Origin of the sequence: Actinomadura violacea (assembly GCF_017573465.1) — a bacterium.
GTDB lineage: Bacteria > Actinomycetota > Actinomycetes > Streptosporangiales > Streptosporangiaceae > Spirillospora > Spirillospora violacea.
Map to the genome: position 1 here is coordinate 245164 of NZ_JAGEPF010000004.1, position 15622 is coordinate 260785.

Annotated in this window: 12 protein-coding genes; 8 read left to right on the forward strand and 4 right to left on the reverse strand. The window is 75.7% G+C overall.

What is annotated here, in order from left to right; all coding sequences use genetic code 11:
- Nucleotides 1–118: 118 nt before the first annotated feature.
- Nucleotides 119–571: a peroxiredoxin gene (locus J4709_RS06985; RefSeq protein WP_208238213.1), complete on the reverse strand. Its 453-nt coding sequence runs from the start codon at nt 569–571 to the stop codon at nt 119–121.
- 16 nt (nt 572–587) lie between these two features.
- Nucleotides 588–1232 carry a histone deacetylase gene (locus J4709_RS06990; protein ID WP_208238215.1) on the reverse strand — a complete coding sequence of 215 codons (645 nt, stop codon included), beginning with the start codon at nt 1230–1232 and terminating at the stop codon, nt 588–590.
- Between the two features lie 169 nt (nt 1233–1401).
- Between J4709_RS06990 and J4709_RS06995 the strand changes: the two genes are divergently transcribed.
- The 8 genes from J4709_RS06995 to J4709_RS07030 all read left to right on the forward strand — a co-directional run bounded on the left by J4709_RS06995 (nt 1402) and on the right by J4709_RS07030 (nt 13799).
- The gene (locus J4709_RS06995) at nt 1402–2646 is read left to right on the forward strand and encodes a glycosyltransferase (protein ID WP_208238217.1); all 1245 of its coding nucleotides are present in this window, start codon (nt 1402–1404) and stop codon (nt 2644–2646) included.
- Between the two features lie 174 nt (nt 2647–2820).
- The gene (locus J4709_RS07000; protein ID WP_208238219.1) at nt 2821–3747 is read left to right on the forward strand and encodes a cucumopine synthase-related protein; all 927 of its coding nucleotides are present in this window, start codon (nt 2821–2823) and stop codon (nt 3745–3747) included.
- Nucleotides 3744–4850, forward strand: a complete 1107-nt coding sequence (locus tag J4709_RS07005; RefSeq protein WP_208238221.1) for an NAD(P)/FAD-dependent oxidoreductase — start codon at nt 3744–3746, stop codon at nt 4848–4850. Before J4709_RS07000 ends, J4709_RS07005 begins: the two co-directional genes overlap by 4 nt.
- Complete coding sequence (locus tag J4709_RS55430) at nt 4847–6067, forward strand: cytochrome P450 family protein (protein WP_208238223.1); 1221 nt, start codon at nt 4847–4849, stop codon at nt 6065–6067. The genes J4709_RS07005 and J4709_RS55430 overlap by 4 nt, the downstream gene beginning before the upstream one ends.
- Nucleotides 6064–7587 (forward strand): class I adenylate-forming enzyme family protein, encoded by a 1524-nt coding sequence (locus J4709_RS07015; RefSeq protein ID WP_208238225.1) that lies wholly within the window; start codon nt 6064–6066, stop codon nt 7585–7587. Before J4709_RS55430 ends, J4709_RS07015 begins: the two co-directional genes overlap by 4 nt.
- A 77-nt stretch (nt 7588–7664) precedes the next feature.
- On the forward strand, nt 7665–10628 hold the full coding sequence (locus J4709_RS54550; protein ID WP_307801051.1) for a helix-turn-helix transcriptional regulator: 2964 nt from the start codon (nt 7665–7667) through the stop codon (nt 10626–10628).
- Between the two features lie 20 nt (nt 10629–10648).
- On the forward strand, nt 10649–12583 hold the full coding sequence (locus tag J4709_RS07025) for a hypothetical protein (RefSeq protein ID WP_208238229.1): 1935 nt from the start codon (nt 10649–10651) through the stop codon (nt 12581–12583).
- 343 nt (nt 12584–12926) lie between these two features.
- On the forward strand, nt 12927–13799 hold the full coding sequence (locus J4709_RS07030) for a nitroreductase/quinone reductase family protein (protein ID WP_232383087.1): 873 nt from the start codon (nt 12927–12929) through the stop codon (nt 13797–13799).
- 28 nt (nt 13800–13827) lie between these two features.
- On the opposite strand, the gene J4709_RS07035 is transcribed toward J4709_RS07030, so the two are convergent.
- Nucleotides 13828–14676, reverse strand: coding sequence for an alpha/beta fold hydrolase (locus J4709_RS07035; protein WP_208238231.1), 849 nt, complete (start codon nt 14674–14676; stop codon nt 13828–13830).
- Nucleotides 14676–15602 (reverse strand): VOC family protein, encoded by a 927-nt coding sequence (locus J4709_RS07040; protein WP_208238233.1) that lies wholly within the window; start codon nt 15600–15602, stop codon nt 14676–14678. Before J4709_RS07040 ends, J4709_RS07035 begins: the two co-directional genes overlap by 1 nt.
- Between the last annotated feature and the right edge of the window lie 20 nt (nt 15603–15622).

Sequence of the window (15622 nt, forward strand, 5' to 3'; positions counted from 1 at the left end):
CGGCTCAACAGGCACTCACCAAGTGCTCCGACCAAGGGCCCGGCATCAGCCGGGCCTGCTCCTTTGGACGGCCTGCTGCCTTACACGCCGAGTGCTCAGCGGAGCTGAGGGTGCTTGGTCACTTGCGGGCTCGCAGCGCCTCCAGCGCCTTGTCCGCGTGGGTGTTCATGCGGACCTCGCTCTTGACGACCGCGAGGACGCGGCGGTCGGTGTCGATGACGAAGGTCTGGCGCTTGGTCGGGAGGAGGGCGAGGCCGCGCTTGACGCCGAAGCGGGCGCGGACGGTGCCGTCGGGGTCGGACAGCAGCGGGTAGGCGAAGGAGTGCTTGTCCGCGAACTCCTTCTGCTTGGCGACGGGGTCGGCGCTGACGCCGACGGGGTGGGCGCCGACCTCGGCGAGCTCGGCGACGAGGTCGCGGAAGTGGCAGGCCTCGGCGGTGCAGCCGGGGGTCAGCGCGGCCGGGTAGAAGAACAGGACGACCGGGCCCTGCTCCAGCAGGCCGGTCAGGGTGCGCGGTTCGCCCGTCTGGTCGGGCAGTTCGAAGTCGTCGACGACGTCACCGGCGTTCATCCGACGACCGTAGCCCTCAGGCGCGCGCGGCGGGAGGGCGGGGCGCGCCGAGGAGGGCGGCGATGCGGTCCGCGGTCCAGGTGCCGGAGGCGCCGGGACAGGCGGCGAGGTAGGCGGCGGCGCGGGCCGGCGGCCAGTCGTGCGCCTCGCGCAGGCCGTTGCCGAGCATGGCGAGGTACGGCGCGGTGGGCGCGTTCAGCTCGGCGGCGGACGAGGGGTGCGGCGCGGTGAAGGTGAGCATCGGGTGGCCGCCGCGCTCGCCGACCTTGACGACGGTCTCGTAGCGGCCGGGGCCGAGGCGCTGGCGGCCGTGCGCGACGGCCTCCGACAGGTCGTGGTCGGTGCCGACGTCGCGCCGCATCTCCTGGGAGACGACGTCGCAGAACTGACGGCGGGTCAGCAGGTAGGCGCGGGCGGGGACGCGCCCGGGCAGGGCGGGGTCGTAGAAGGCCATGCCGCCGCCCCACACCCGGGACGTCAGCGCGAAGTAGATGCCGCCCGGCAGCGTGACCGACAGCTCGGCGCGGGCCGGGCGCGGGTCGCGGCAGCCGGGGTAGCGGTGGGCGCCGCCGTCGGGACGTCCGCCGGACAGGTAGCAGCCGAACCTCGCGCGGAAGAGGTTCGAGCCGTACGCGACGTACCAGAGCGAACTTTCGTCCATCCCTTCCAGTATCCACCCTGGTGAGGGGGCATGGAGGGGGCGCGATGGGGAGAGCGTTCCGATTCGCGAGGTTTGACGGGGAGAGCGGCCGGAAATAGTCTCCAGCGAGTCAGGTGTCTACGACGCAGATACCTCCAGGCTTCCCCTGTGTTGTCCCGGAGGATACGTCATGCACCGCACGCTGAACATCGCTCTCGTGTCCGCCTCCGACCTTGACGGCGAACACCTGCAGTCAGTCCACGTCCGGGATCTCGCCCGTTCGCTCGCCCGCACGGACGCGGGCCACCAGGTCACGGTCTACGCGCGGCGCCAGGACGAGGACGCCCGCGGCCGGGTCCGGCTCGGACCGGGCGCGACCCTCGTGCACCTGGACGCCGGCCCGGCCCGCCCGCTGACCGACGACGAGCTGCTCGAGCACGTCCGCGACTTCGCCGACGAGCTGCGGCACCGCTGGTCCGGCGCCGGACGCCCCGACCTCGTGCACGCGCACGGCTGGATCGGCGGCCTCGCCGCCTGCGCCGTCGCCCGCGAGCTCGGCATCCCCTTCGCGCAGAGCTACCACGGCGTCGCCGCCGCCGAGCGGCACGCCGGCCGGCAGGTGCACCCGCACCGCGACCGGCTGGAGAAGGCCATCGGCCGCGGCGCCGACATCGTGCTGACCGGCCACGCCGAGGAGGCGGGCGCGGTGGTGCGGATGGGCGTGCCCCGCCCGTCGGTCGCGGTCGTCCCCTACGCCGTGGACTCCGAGCACTTCGCGCAGGCCGGCCCGGCGATGCCGCACGGCGACCGGGACCGGCTGGTGATGGTCTGCGACGACCTGGAGTCCGGTGACGTGGCGACCGCGCTGCGCGCGCTGGTGCACGTGCCCGACGCCGAGCTGGCCGTGGCGGGCGGGCCCGCCCGCGAGGACCTGGAGAACGACGCCGTCGTGCACCGGCTGATGCTGCTGGCCAAGGAGCTGCACGTCGCCGACCGCGTCATCTTCCTCGGCCGGCTGCCGCGCAAGGCGCTGCCGAAGCTGCTGCGCACCGCGAGCCTGGTGCTGTGCCTGACCCCGGCGCAGCCGTGCCCGACGACGCCGCTGGAGGCCATGGCCTGCGGCGTGCCGGTGGTGGCGACGCCCGCCGGCGGCAACACCGACGAGGTGCTCGACAAGATCACCGGGCTGCACGTGCCGGCCGGGCGGCCCGCGGTCATCGGCCGCACGGTGCGCCGGCTGCTCGGCGAGGAGACCACGCTGCACGGCTACTCGATCGCCGCGGCCGACCGGGCCCGGTCCCGGTACTCCTGGGACCGGATCGCGGCCGAGACGCTGCGCGCCTACGACCGGGTGCTGCCGGTCCCCGAGCCCGAGCCGGTCCCCGAGGACGAGGCGGAGGGCGCCGCCGAGCGGGTGCCCGCCCTCGCCGGCTGACGCGCCCGCCCGAGCACGGGCCCCGGATCCACCCCCGCGGGATCCGGGGCCCGCTCACGTCCGGCGCCGCGCGGGGGCCGCCTTGCCCGGGCGCAGACCACGTCTTCGCAGCTCACAGGGCATGTCTTCGCAGGTCAGGGGGTAGTCCCCCGCACTGTGAACACTTCTCGACGCATGGAGATCGGCTGGCCCGTGCTGGGCCTCACCGTCACCGCCGACCTCGACGAACGCAACGCCGTCCTCGCCGACGCGATCTGGGACGCGCTGCCGTACCGGAGCCTGCAGGGGCACGCCCTCGTCGCCGGCCATCACCTCTACCACGTCGCGCCGGTCCACGACGTGCTCCATCTGCCCGCCGCGCACCGGGTGGACCGCCGGACGGTCCCGGACGGCACGCTGTTCTGCTCGCGGCTCCAGCATCTCGGCATCAAGTACGGGGAGCTGACCGAGCCGATGGCGGCGACGCCGATCGGGCGGGTCGCGGACGGGGACCTGGACGCGCTCGCCGAGGCGGGGCGGGCCGTGTGGGAGGCGGTGTACTCGTCCAAGAAGCCGATCGTGGCGGAGGTGCGCCGCGCCGGGGAGCCGGGCGGGCACCGGGTGCCGCGGCTGACGGCGGCCGACCCGGAGATGGACGCGCTGGTCGGCGACGTGCACGCCGAGACCGAGCGGATCTGGCTGGACCCGCCGCGGGAGCTGGTGGACCTGCACGACGGGCGCATCGCGTCGCGCGCCGGGACGCACGGGACGGTCCTGACGACGCTGCTGTTCGTCAACGGCGAGACGAGGCCGCTGGGGTACAACGCGTACAGCGGCCTGGTGCGGGCGGCGCACGAAGGGGTGCCGCTGGAGCCGCTGCGGCGGATGGCGCACTCGCTGATCGCGGTGCCCGCGGAGTTCCTCGCCTACTGCGGGCTGGAGAGGCTCGGTGCGTTCACCGAGCGGCTGCTCGACGGCCTGGACCGGCTGGACAGGCGGCAGGACTTCACCGCGGTGATGGCGCACATGGCGCTGTACGTGAACTGCCTCGGCGGATGGAACCTGCACCTGTTCCCGTGGAGCGTCGGCGACCATCTGCGGCAGGCCGAGGCCGCGTCATGAGCCGCGCTCGCCGGCCGGACGGGCCGGCGGTGGTGATCGGGGGCGGGGTCGTCGGGCTGTCGGCGGCATGCCATCTGGCGGAGGCGGGCGTCCGCACCGTGCTGCTGGAGCGCGACGGGCTCGGGTCCGGCGCGTCGCGGGCGACGGCGGACGTCGTCCGCACCTACTTCCCCGGCAATCCGGTCAGCTCGGCGATGGCCGTGCGGAGCCTCGCCGCGTACCGGGCGTTCGCCGGCCGGGCCGGGAGCCCGGTTCCGCTCCGGCGGGTCGGCTACCTGGTGCTGTTCAGCGAGCCGGAGCAGGTCGCGGCGTGCGAGGCGGACCTGCCCGCGCAGCGCGCCGCGGGCGTGGAGGTGGAGCTGATCGGCGCGGACGAGGCGCGGCGCCACAACCCGCTGCTCGGCGACGTCCCGCTGCTCGCGGCGGCATGGGCGCCGGACGCGTACGTCTCGGACACCGCCGCGATCGTCGCCGGGTTCGCGGAGGCGGCGCGGCGGGCGGGCGCGGAACTGCGGACGGGCTGCCCGGTCAAGGCGATCGACATCGGGACGGGCCGGCTCGACACCGGCGACGGCCTGCTCGCCGCGCACGCCGTCGTGTGCGCGGCGGGCGCCTGGTCGGCGCCGCTGGCCCGCTCGGCCGGGGTGGAGCTGCCGCTCGGCGACCCGGTCGAGCAGGAGCTGCTGGAGTGCGGGCGGCCGCCGTCCGGGACGCCGTTGCCGGACGTCCCGATGACGCTGCACGCGGTGAGCGGCCTGCTCGTCCGCAAGCGCGGGGACGGGCTGCTGGTCGGCATGGGGTATCCGGGGCTCGACCGGGACGGGTGGCGGGCGCGGGTGCGCGAGCGGCTCGCGGAGGTGTACCCGGCGCTGGCGGGGGCGGAAGTGCGGACGGCGTTCACCGGCGTCCGCGACGCGAGCCCCGACCGGACCGAGTTCATCGGGCGGCTGCCGGGCGCGGTCCCGTTCCTGTACGCGGCCGGGTTCTCCGGGCACGGGCTGTGCACGGCGCCGGCCGCCGGGGAGCTGGTCCGCGACCTGTACTTCGGCCGCACGCCGGACGTCGACGCCGGGCGGCTCGCCGCGTCCCCGGAGCGGGTGTGACGGCCCCGGAGCCGGCCCGGTTCGCGCTGGATCCGGCGGCCGCGGACGTGCACGGGGAGAACGACCGGCTGCGCGAGGCGGGCGCGCTGGTGCCGGTGGAGATCGAGGGGGTGCGGGCGTGGGCGGCGGCGCGGCATGCGGCGCTGGAGACGGTCCTCGCCCATCCGGACCTGTCGCGGGACGTCCGGCACTGGTCGGCGGAGGGCCGGCGGTCGCTGCGCGCCGGCGGGTCGCTCGCGCCGATCGTGCTGGCCGAGACGATGCTCAACGCCGAGGGCGAGGAGCACCGGCGGCTGCGCGGCCCGCTGTCGCGGGTGTTCTCGGCGCGCCGGATCGGCGCGATGCGCCCCCGGGTGGAGGCGGTGACGGCGGGGTTCCTGGACCGGCTGGCGGGACTGCCGCCCGGCCCGGTCGACCTGCGCCGGGAGTTCGCGTACCCGCTGCCCTGCGAGGTCATCTCGGACGTCATGGGCATACCGCCGGAACGCCGGGCGGAGCTGGCCGGCAACGACCACGTCCTCACGACGACGCGCGGCACGCCGGAGCGCCTGGCGAGCGCGCGCGCCGGGCGGGACGCGGTGATCCGGGAGACCGTCGAGGAGCGGCGCCGCTCCCCCGCCGACGACCTGATCAGCGACCTCGTCGCGCTGGAGGGCGGGGAGCTGACCGGCGGCGAGGTGTTCGACACCGTCCAGGAGCTGTACGTCGCGGGCCACGTCACGACCGTCAACCTGATCACGAACGCGGTGCGGCTGCTGCTCGCGGACCCCGGCCAGCTCGACCTGCTGCGCGGCGGCGCGCGGCCGTGGAGCGCGGCGGTCGAGGAGGCGCTGCGGCTGGAGTCACCGCTGCGGCACTTCCCGATGCGCTACGCCGTCCGGGACGTGGAGATCTGCGGCGTCACGGTCCGCAAGGGCGAGGCCGTCCTCGCGTGCTTCGCCGCCGCCGGCCGCGATCCCGGCCGGTACGGGGGGCGGGCGGCGCGGTTCGACGTGGCGTCCGACCCGCCGCCGCACCTGTCGTTCGGGCACGGCCCGCACTTCTGCCTCGGCGCGCCGCTCGGCCGGCTCGTGGGCGAGGTCGCGCTGTCGATGCTGTTCGCGGCGTTCCCCGGGCTCGCGCTCGCCAAGCCGGCGGACGAGCTGGACCCGGTCCGGTCGGTGCTCGCGCTCAGCACCGCGACCCTGCCGGTGCTGCTCGGCGGGGGCGCCCGGTGAGCGGCGGGCTCGGGGCCGCCCTGCTGGACGGGCTGCGGGCGGCGGGGCCGCGCGAGGTGCTGGTGCACGGGCGGCTGCGGCTGTCCGGCGACGACGTCCTCGACATGGTCGCGTCGGCGGCCGGACGGCTGGCGGCGAGCGGCGTCCGGCGGGGCGACACGGTCGCGTGCCTGTACGGGACCGGCACGGAGTCGCCCGTCGCCCGGGTCGTCGCGCTCGCGCTCGGCTGCCGGTTCGTCCATGTCTGGGGCGGCGTGCCGGCCGAGGTCGTCGCGCGGGCGATGCGGGCGCTGGACGCGTCGGCGCTGCTGTACGCGCCGTCGCGGCGGGAGGAGGCGGGGGAGCTGCTCGCCGCCTGCCCGGTGGGCGTCCGCGAGGCCCTCGACGACGACCTGTACCTCGCGCCCGCGGGCGGCGCCGTGGACATGCCCGGCGTCCCGGACGGGCCCTCCCTGGTGACCTTCAGCAGCGGCACGACCGGGCGGAACAAGACCATGGCCTACGACGCGGCCGCCGAGGCCGCGCACCTCGCCGCCGCGCAGGCCATGTACGGGCCGCCGCCGTGGCGGCTGCTCGTCACGCCCCGCTCGCGGTACCTGCCGGACATGTTCGTGATCTGGACGCTCGCGGGCGGCGGCACCGTCGTCCTCGAACCGGACGCGCGGCCGGACCGGCTCGCGGAGGCGATCGAGCGGGAGGCGGCGACGCACCTGATGGCGGGCCGCCCCGTCGACCTGTACGCGCTCGCCGAGCACCTGGAGGACGCGCCCGCCGACCTGACGACGCTGCGCCTGATCGTCTACGGCGGCGCCGCCGCCGTGCCCGCCCGCACCGCGCGGGCCGCCGGGCGGCTCGGGCCCCTGCTGATGCAGAACTACGGGACGTCCGAGGGCGGGTTCCTCACCGTGCTGGAGCCGCGCGACCACGCCCGGCCCGAGCTGCTGATGTCGGTCGGGCGGGCCGTGCCGGGCGTCGAGCTGCGGGTCCGCGGCCGGGACGGGGCGGACCTGCCCGCCGGCGAGGCCGGCGAGGTGTGGGCGCGGTCGGCGCAGCGGATGAGCGGGTACGTCGGCGACCCCGCGCGCACCGCCGCGGCGTCCCGGGACGGCTGGCTGCGCACCGGCGACGTCGGCCGGCTGGACGCCGGCGGGCACCTGTTCCTGCTCGACCGGGCCGAGGACCGGCTCCCCGGCGGCCTGTACGCCCATCCGATCGAGCACGTGCTCACCGGCCACCCGGCCGTGCTGGACGCCGCCGTGTTCGCGCTGCCGCACACCACCGCGTCCAGCACCGCCGCGTCCAGCACCGCCGGACGCGTCCTGGCGGGCGTCGTGGTCGGGCGGGGCGGCCGGCCGGTCGATCTCGACGGGCTCCGCGCGCTGGTGCGCGGCGCGCTCGGCGCCCGCTGCGAGCCGCGGCACCTGTGGGAGATCGACGAGCTGCCGCGCACGCCCGGCGGCAAGCCCGACAAGGCCGCGCTCGCCACCCGGTTCGCGGCGGGCGCGGACGGTCCCGGGTAGCGGGCGCCCGGGCCCGGTCCGCGGCGGTTCATCCCGTCCGCTGGGATACTGTGCGGGATGACGGAAAGGGGCGGCGGGTGCTGATCGGCAGGACCGCCGAGCTGGCGGAGCTGACCGGCGCGCTCGACCGGGCCGCCGCGGGCGGCGCCGCCGTGGTGCTGGTCAGCGGCGACGCCGGCGTCGGCAAGACGCATCTGGTGGGCACGCTCACCGCCACCGCCCGCGAGCGCGGCTTCACCGTGCTGGCCGGGCAGTGCGCGGAGCTCGGCGAGAGCATGCCGTACCTGCCGCTGGCGGACGCGCTGTGGAACGCCTCGCGCGGCGCCGGCCCCGAAGGACCGGACGTGCGGGCCGCACTGGAGTCCCGCCCGGTGCTGCGGCGGCTGCTCCCCGACGGCGACGGCGCCCCGGACGCCGCGTCCGAGCTCGGCCAGCAGCAGCTGTTCGGCGCGGTGCTCGGCCTGCTCGGCGAGCTGGGCGCGCCCACCGGGGAGCGGGACCGGCCCGTCCTGCTCGTCCTGGAGGACCTGCACTGGGCCGACCGGTCGACCCGCCACCTGCTGACCTTCCTCAGCCGGGTGCTGTCGCGCGAGCGGGTCTGCCTCGTCGGCACCTACCGTTCCGACGACCTGCACCGCCGGCACCCGCTGCGGCCGGTGGTCGCCGAGCTGCTGCGGCTGCCGACCGTGACCGGCGTCGAGGTCCGCCCGTTCGGGCCGGGCGAGACCGCCGAGTACCTCGCCGGGCTGGCGGGCGGCGCCGTGCCGGTGACCGCCGCGACCGTCGACCGGGTGCACCGGCGCTCGGAGGGCAACGCGTTCTACGCCGCCGAGCTGTACTCCGCGGAGAGCACCGGCGAGGACCTGCCCGCCGGCCTCGCGGACCTGCTGCTGTCGCGGGTCGAGCGGCTCTCGGACGGCGCGCAGCGCGTCGTGCGGGTCGCCGCGGTCGCCGGCCGCCGCATCGACGACGAGCTGGTCCGGCGGGCGGCGGGCCTGGACGAGGCCGCGGTCGGCGAGGCGCTGCGCGAGGTCGTCTCGCACCAGCTGCTCGTCCCGGCGGGCACCGGCTACACCTTCCGGCACGCGCTGCTGCGCGAGGCCGTCTACGCCGACCTGCTGCCGGGCGAGCGGACCCGGCTGCACGCCGACTTCGCGCGGCTGTTCGCCGCCGGCCCGGACGATCCGCCGGGCGGGCGCCGCGGGTCGGCCGCGGAGCTGGCGCACCACAGCCTCGCCGCGCACGACCTGCCGACCGCGTTCGCCGCGTCGGTGCGGGCGGGCCGGGAGGCCGAGCGGCTCGGCGCGCCCGACGAGGCGTTCGAGCACTACGACCGGGCACTGGAGCTGTGGGAGGCGGTGCCCGACCCGGAGGGCGCGTCGGGCACCGACCGGATGGGGCTGTCGCTGGACACCGTCCGCACCTCGGGGCGGGCCGGCGAGCAGCGCCGCGCGATCTCCCGGCTGCGGCGCCTGCTGGAGCTCGCCGACCCCGCGGACGCGGTGCTCGGCGCCCGGATCCGGGACCGGCTCGCCGAGTACCTCTCCGACGTCGACGAGGACGACGAGTCGCAGGAGATGGCCCGCGCCGCGGTGGCGATGCTGCCGCCGGACCCGCCGCGGCCCGAGCGCGCCGCCGCCCTGTCCACCTACGCCCGGACCCTGCTGTACCAGGACGAGCACGGCGAGATGCCCGCGGTCGCCGAGGAGGCGGTCGAGCTGGCGCGCGCCACCGGCGCCACCGGCGCCGAGGCGAGCCTGCTGGTGACGCTCGGGGTGTTCCGGGAGTCGCGGGAGGCCGACCCGGACGTGGTCGAGGTGTTCGAGCGGGCCCGCGACCTGGCGCTGGAGGGCGGCCGCCAGGTGGTCGCGCTGCGCGCCGCGTTCCACCACGCGCGCGCGAAGTTCGACCGCGGCGACCTCGCGGGCGCCACCGCCGCGGCCGGCGAGGCCGTGAAGTGGACGCTGGACGCCGGGCTCGGCTGGAGCACCTACGGGACGGTCCTGCGCTGCCTGCAGTACCTGATCCACTACACCGCCGGCGACTGGGCGGAGGCGGACCGGCTCGCCGGCGAGTTCGGTGTCCGGGTGGCGCGTGCGCCGGAGGCGCAGGTGTCGGCGTACGCGCTGTTCACCGAGGTCGCCCAGGGCAGTCCGGCGGTGGCGGAGCGGCTGCGCTGGATCGAGCCGCTGTGGGAGCGGGACGCGTTCCTCAACTACGTCGCCCACGGTCTGGCCGCCGAGCACGAGCTCTGGAACGGCGACCCCGGCGCCGCCGTCGAGCACGTCGAGCGGACCCTGCGGGAGAGCAACTACAACCTGGAGGTCCCCGTCGTCCGCATCGCGGCGATCGGCCTGTGGGCGCACGCCGAGCGGGCGGCCCTCGCCCGCGCCGCCGCGGACGAGGAGACGGTCCGCGCCGCGACCGAGGCGGGCGACGACCTGATCGCGCGGGCCCGCCGCATCACGACGACCACCTCCGACGGATGGCCCCGCGGATGGCTCGGCGTCGAGGGGCGCGCCTGGCTGGCCCGCGCCGAGGCGGAGCGGCGCCGCCTCGACGGCGTGCACGACGTCGGCCTGTGGCGCCGGGCGACCGACCTGTTCACCTACGGCGACCCGGACGGCGGGTTCGTGTACGAGGTGGCGCGGTCGCGGTGGCGGCTCGCGGAGGCCCTCGCCGAGAACGGCGACCGGAAGGCGGCCGCCGAGGAGTGGCGGCGGGCGCACGCGGCGGCCGAGCGGCTCGGGGCGAAGCCGCTGCTGGCGGCGCTTCGCGACCTCGGCTCCCGGGCCCGGCTGGACACCGGGCGGCCCGCCTCCCCCGGTCCGTCCGGGCCGTTCGAGGCGCTGACCGCCCGGGAGCGGGAGGTGCTGAAGCTGGTCGCGGAGGGGCGCAACAACAAGGAGATCGCGGCGGCGCTGTTCATCTCGCCGAAGACGGCGAGCGTGCACGTCTCCAACATCCTCGCCAAGCTGAACGTCAGCGGCCGCACCCAGGCCGCGGCCCTCGCGCTCCGCCACGGCGAATTCCTCGGGTGACGCCTGAGGTGGCGCCTGAGGTGACACTGCTCGCCGAGCACGACGACGCGGTGACCGCCCTGCGGATCGTCGCCTGGCCGGGCCGGCGGGCGGTGTTCAGCATCGCCCGGGACGGGGTCGCGCGGGTGACCGGCCTCGACGACGGCGCCGAGCTCTGCGCCTGGGACGTGCCCGCCGGCGGCTCGTGGGCGATGTCCGGCGGCCCGGACCCGCTGCTGATCGGCCGTGCGACGACGTCGGTGTCGGCGTACGCGCCGGACGGCACGCTGCGATGGACCCGCCGGGCGGCGCCTCCCACGTGGACGTGGCTCTGGACGAGGCTGTGGTGCGGCGCGGAGGCATTCGCCTGCGAGGAGGACGGCGCATACGTCGTGAGGGCGACGGCCGACGGCGCGCCGCTGGGACGGCCGATGCACGCGCAGGCGATGCTCACCTCGTCCGACGGCACGGCCCTGCGCGCCCTCGTCCCCGACGGAGACGCCGCGCGGCTGGTCGATCCGGTGACCGGTGCGGAGATCGGCGAGGTGCCATGGCCGGAAGGGACCGTCCCGCTGGGCCTGGCCGGCCCGGACGACCGGTGGCTGCTGGCATCCGGCTCGGAGAGCGCGCCCGGAGGGTACCTGGACTGGTCTCCCCGCAGGTGGTGGCTCAGCGGGAGCGGGGACGTCCGGCTGTGGGACCGGGAGAGCGGCCGGTGGACGGCGGCGGGCGGCGCGTTCGCGGTCACCGCCGGGGAGTTCTCGCGGTCGCTGCGCATCGCCGGGGACTGGTACGCGCTGACGGGCACCGGCCAGGAGGAGTGCCGCCTGCTGCTGTGGCGGCTGCCGGGATGCGAGCCCGCCGCCGAACTCGCCCGCACCGACCTGAGCATCGGCCGCTACCGGAGCCCGTCGCGCGAGCGGGCCGCGGTGACGGACGACGCGCGGACGCTGGTGATCGGCGGTGACGACGGCAGGGTGGTCCGGGTGGCGCTGCCTTCCGATCCCGCCGCCATGCCCGCGCCGCGGCACGAGTACCACTCCGAGGGCGGCGGCTACCACGGCGGTTCTGTGGCGGCCCTCGGCACCGAACCGCCGATCGCGTTCTTCCAGACCGAGCACTACGAGAGCGACCACAGCTGGGGCCTCCGCCTGGACACCGCCCGGCCGGACTGGTCGTCCGTGCTCTTCGACGCGCACTACGGGCACACCGTCTCCGTCCCCTTCGCAAGGACCGGCGTCATGAACGGCGAGCCGGTCGCGGCGGTCAACGCGGCGCACGGCTTCGAGACGTGGTCGCCGTCGGGCGGGTACCGGCGCGTCCGTGCGTCGGTCCCGGCCGAGGACGCGGTCATCGGGACCTGCGACCACGACCGCCCAGCGCTGGCCGCCTGGTTCTTCGACGGCCTCACCGTCTTCCACCTGGACGACGGCGAGGTCTGCGAGGACGCCCTGACGCGCCGCGCGGACGACGGCGAGCGGCTCGCGCTGGTGGCCGGACGCCCGGTCGTCGCGCGCCTCGACCCCGGCGTGGGCATCGAGTACGACGCGCTCGGTACCGAAGGACCCGAGTGGGGCTGGATCCCGCTGGCGGACGACTGCCCACCCGGATGCGCGCCCGAGTGCTGGGGGAAATGGTCGATCGTCCACGCCGACGACCAGGGCAGGGTCCTGGTCGTGCAGCACGGCGGGGCGATCCACCGGTACGACCTGGCGGCCGAGGCGCACCTCGGCGCGCCGGTCACCGGCGTGCGCGGGACCTTCCACGGCGCGCGCACCGGCCGGCTGCGGGACCGCGACGTCGTCCTCGTCATGGCGGGCACCGTGCTGTCGGTCCACGACGCCATGACCGGCGCCCGCCTCGAACGGATCGCGGCGCACACCCGGGTGTTCGACGCGGCCACGACGGGCGACGGGCGGATCGTCGCCATGACCGACAACGGCGGACTCATTCACACCGCGCAGACCCCGGCATGAACGCGATATTGACCGGCATCACCGGCTCCGCTATTCTCCTTTGCGTGACTGCCGGGTCGGCCATGGGCCACGAGCGAGTGAGGCACCCGGCCTCCGAGTGAGCCGGAGGCGGGCGCGCAGCCCGCCCTGCCCTTCCCTTCTTCTTTCATCTTCCGCATAGCGCGACGTCAGCGGCATGCCCGCGCGACGCCGCCGGCCGCGGACACCTCCCTTTTCCGCACGCATTTCAGCGTGCCGTTTCCGCGCACCCTTTCGCGCACGCCTTTTCCGCGTGCCGCTTTGCGCGCCGTTTCCGCATGCCGTTCAACGGCCTGCGCGCCTCCCCTTCCACAATCGCTTCGCCATGCCCGAAAACAGAGAGGACGACCACCGCAGAATGGATTTCAACAAGCAGGTCATCGAGGAGTTCCGCGCGAACGGCGGCCGGGTCGGCGGCCCGTTCGAGGGCGGCCGGCTGCTCCTGCTGACCACCACCGGGGCGCGGACCGGCGCCCCGCGCACCACGCCGCTCGGCTACCTGCCGGACGGCCTCGGACGCGTCCTCGTCATCGCGTCCGCGGGCGGGTCGCCGAAGCACCCCGCCTGGTTCCACAACATCGTCGCGGATCCCCGCGTGACGGTGGAGAGCGGAGCGTTCAAGTACGAGGCCGAAGCGGTCGTCCTGGAGGGCGACGAACGGGACCGCGCGTTCGCGCGGGCCGTGGAGAGCGACCCGGGCTGGGCCGAGTACGAGACGAAGTCGGGCCGGACGCTCCCGGTCGTCGCGCTGGTGCAGACGACCGAGGGGCCGCCGCCCGGGCCGGAGCGCCCCGGCGACATGCTCGTCGCGGTGCACGACGCGTTCCGCGACGAGCTGCGGCGGATCCGCGCGGAGGTCGCCGCGTCCGGGCCGGTGCTCGGCGCGCAGCTGCGGGTGAACTGCCTGGTGCTGTGCCAGGGGCTCGGCAACCACCACGCCGGCGAGGACCTAATGCTGTTCCCGGGCGTCGAGGCGGGACGCCCCGAGCTGGGTCCGGCGCTGGCGCTGATGCGCGAGGAGCACGAGGCGATCAAGGCGATCCTGGACGCGCTGCAGGCCGTCCTCGCCGCCGGCGCCCCCGACCGGGCCGCCCTCGCCGCCGAGGTGGACCGGCTCACCGCGGACCTGGAGGCGCACCTGGACCGGGAGGAGGACGTGCTCGTCCCGGTCCTGAACGCCGCCGCCGGGCCGCGCTGAGCACGGCCGCGGCGGCGGGGCACGGAGCCTAGGCGGTGCCGCGCAGGAAGTCCGTGACGAGCCGGTTGAACTCGTCCGCGTGCTCGATCATCGCCCAGTGCCCGCACCGGTTCAGCAGGACGAGCCGACTGTCGGGAATGGCGGCGAGCAGGTGGAGCGAGGTCTCGAACGGCACGACGCGGTCGTCGCGTCCGTGGATCAGCAGGGCCGGGACCTGGACGCGCGGCAGCAGCGCGGGGTCCGCCCAGACCGGGAGCGGCGCCCCCTTCGGCAGTCCGTCGACGTAGTTGCGCAGGTGCTCGGGGCGGGCGAGGGCCGCGTCGGAACGGGCCTCGCACAGCTCCGGCGTGGCGAAGCGGGCCGTGTCGAAGCACATGATCTCGACGAGCCGCCGCATGTTGTCCGGGCTCGGGTCGCGGTAGGTCTCGATGAGGACCTTGAGGCCCTCGGAGGGGCCGCCGCCGGGGGCGAAGAGGGAGGTGACCGGGCCCACCGGCGGCCCCATGGTGACCAGGTGGGTGATCCGGTCCGGGTGCTCGGTGGCGAGCCGGATCGAGGTCTGCCCGCCCATCGAGTTCCCGACGAACGCGGCCTTGCCGATGCCGAGCGCGTCGAGGAACTGGACGGCCGCCTCGACGTGGTCGAGGCGGTCGACCGTCGCCGCGTCCGACTCGCCCCAGCCGGGCATGTCCACCGCGTACACGTGGAAGTGCTCGGCGAGGGCCTCGATGTTGCCGGCGAAGTTGCTCCAGCCCGTCGCGCCGGGGCCGCTTCCGTGCAGCAGGATCACCGGCTGCCCTTCGCCCGCCTCGTGGTAGCGGAGCTTCCAGTCCCTGGTCTGGACGGTGCGTGCGGCGTCGGCCTGGGTCAGCGGCATCAGCGGGTTTCCTTTCCGGTCGCCTGGGACAGCAGTTCCGCGACGGCCTCGGGCGGCCGGTGGCCCCAGCTGTGCAGCCGGTCCAGCGTCCTGACCTGCCAGGTGTCGTCGTCGATGAGCAGGCCGCCCCAGCCGTACTCGACGCTGAAGCCGGACGGGGTCCGCACGTAGAAGCTGAACATGTGGTCGTTGGGGTGCATGCCGAGCGTCATCTCGAACGGCTGCCCGGCGTCCATGCAGCGGTCGTAGGCCATGCCGACGTCGCGGACGTCGGTCACCTCGACCATGAAGTGGTGGGTCCGCTTCGGGTGCGGCATGTCGCCGAACGCGACCGAGTGGTGGCGCGGGTTGCAGCGCAGGAAGATCAGGTCGGCGACGGCGCCGGGCGCGAGCTCCTCGACGATCCGGTCGGAGATCCGGAAGCCGAGCAGCCCCTCGTAGAACTCCAGGTAGGTCTCGCGCGCGACGCCCTTGGACAGCAGCACCTGGTGGCCCGCGCCGCCGGCGCCGGTGACGAAGTCGCCGAGCAGCGTGTCGGAGTGGAACGGGGTGCCGGCGTCGGCGAAGCCGGTGACCAGCTCGACGCGGTTGCCCATCGGGTCCGCGGTCACCGCGATGCGGTCGACCCTGCGGGAGGCGGCGAGCGCCGCGTCGCCCTCGTCGACCTCGATGCCGGCGGCGGTGAGCCGGGCGATGAGCGCGTCGAGGGCGGCGTCGCCGGCGACCTCGTAGCCGCTGGCGGCCAGGTCGTCGGCTGGACCGCGCTCCACGAGCCAGCGGTAGGACTTCCGGTCGGTGCGCAGGGCGATGGCGTCGGCGGTCTTGTCGGCGAGCTGCATGCCCAGCAGCTCAACGCCGAAGCGCTCCCAGTCGTCGAGGCTGCTCGCCTCGTAGACGACGTAGGCCAGCTCCTTCACTTCGGTCATCGGCACGTGCTCCTTTCTCG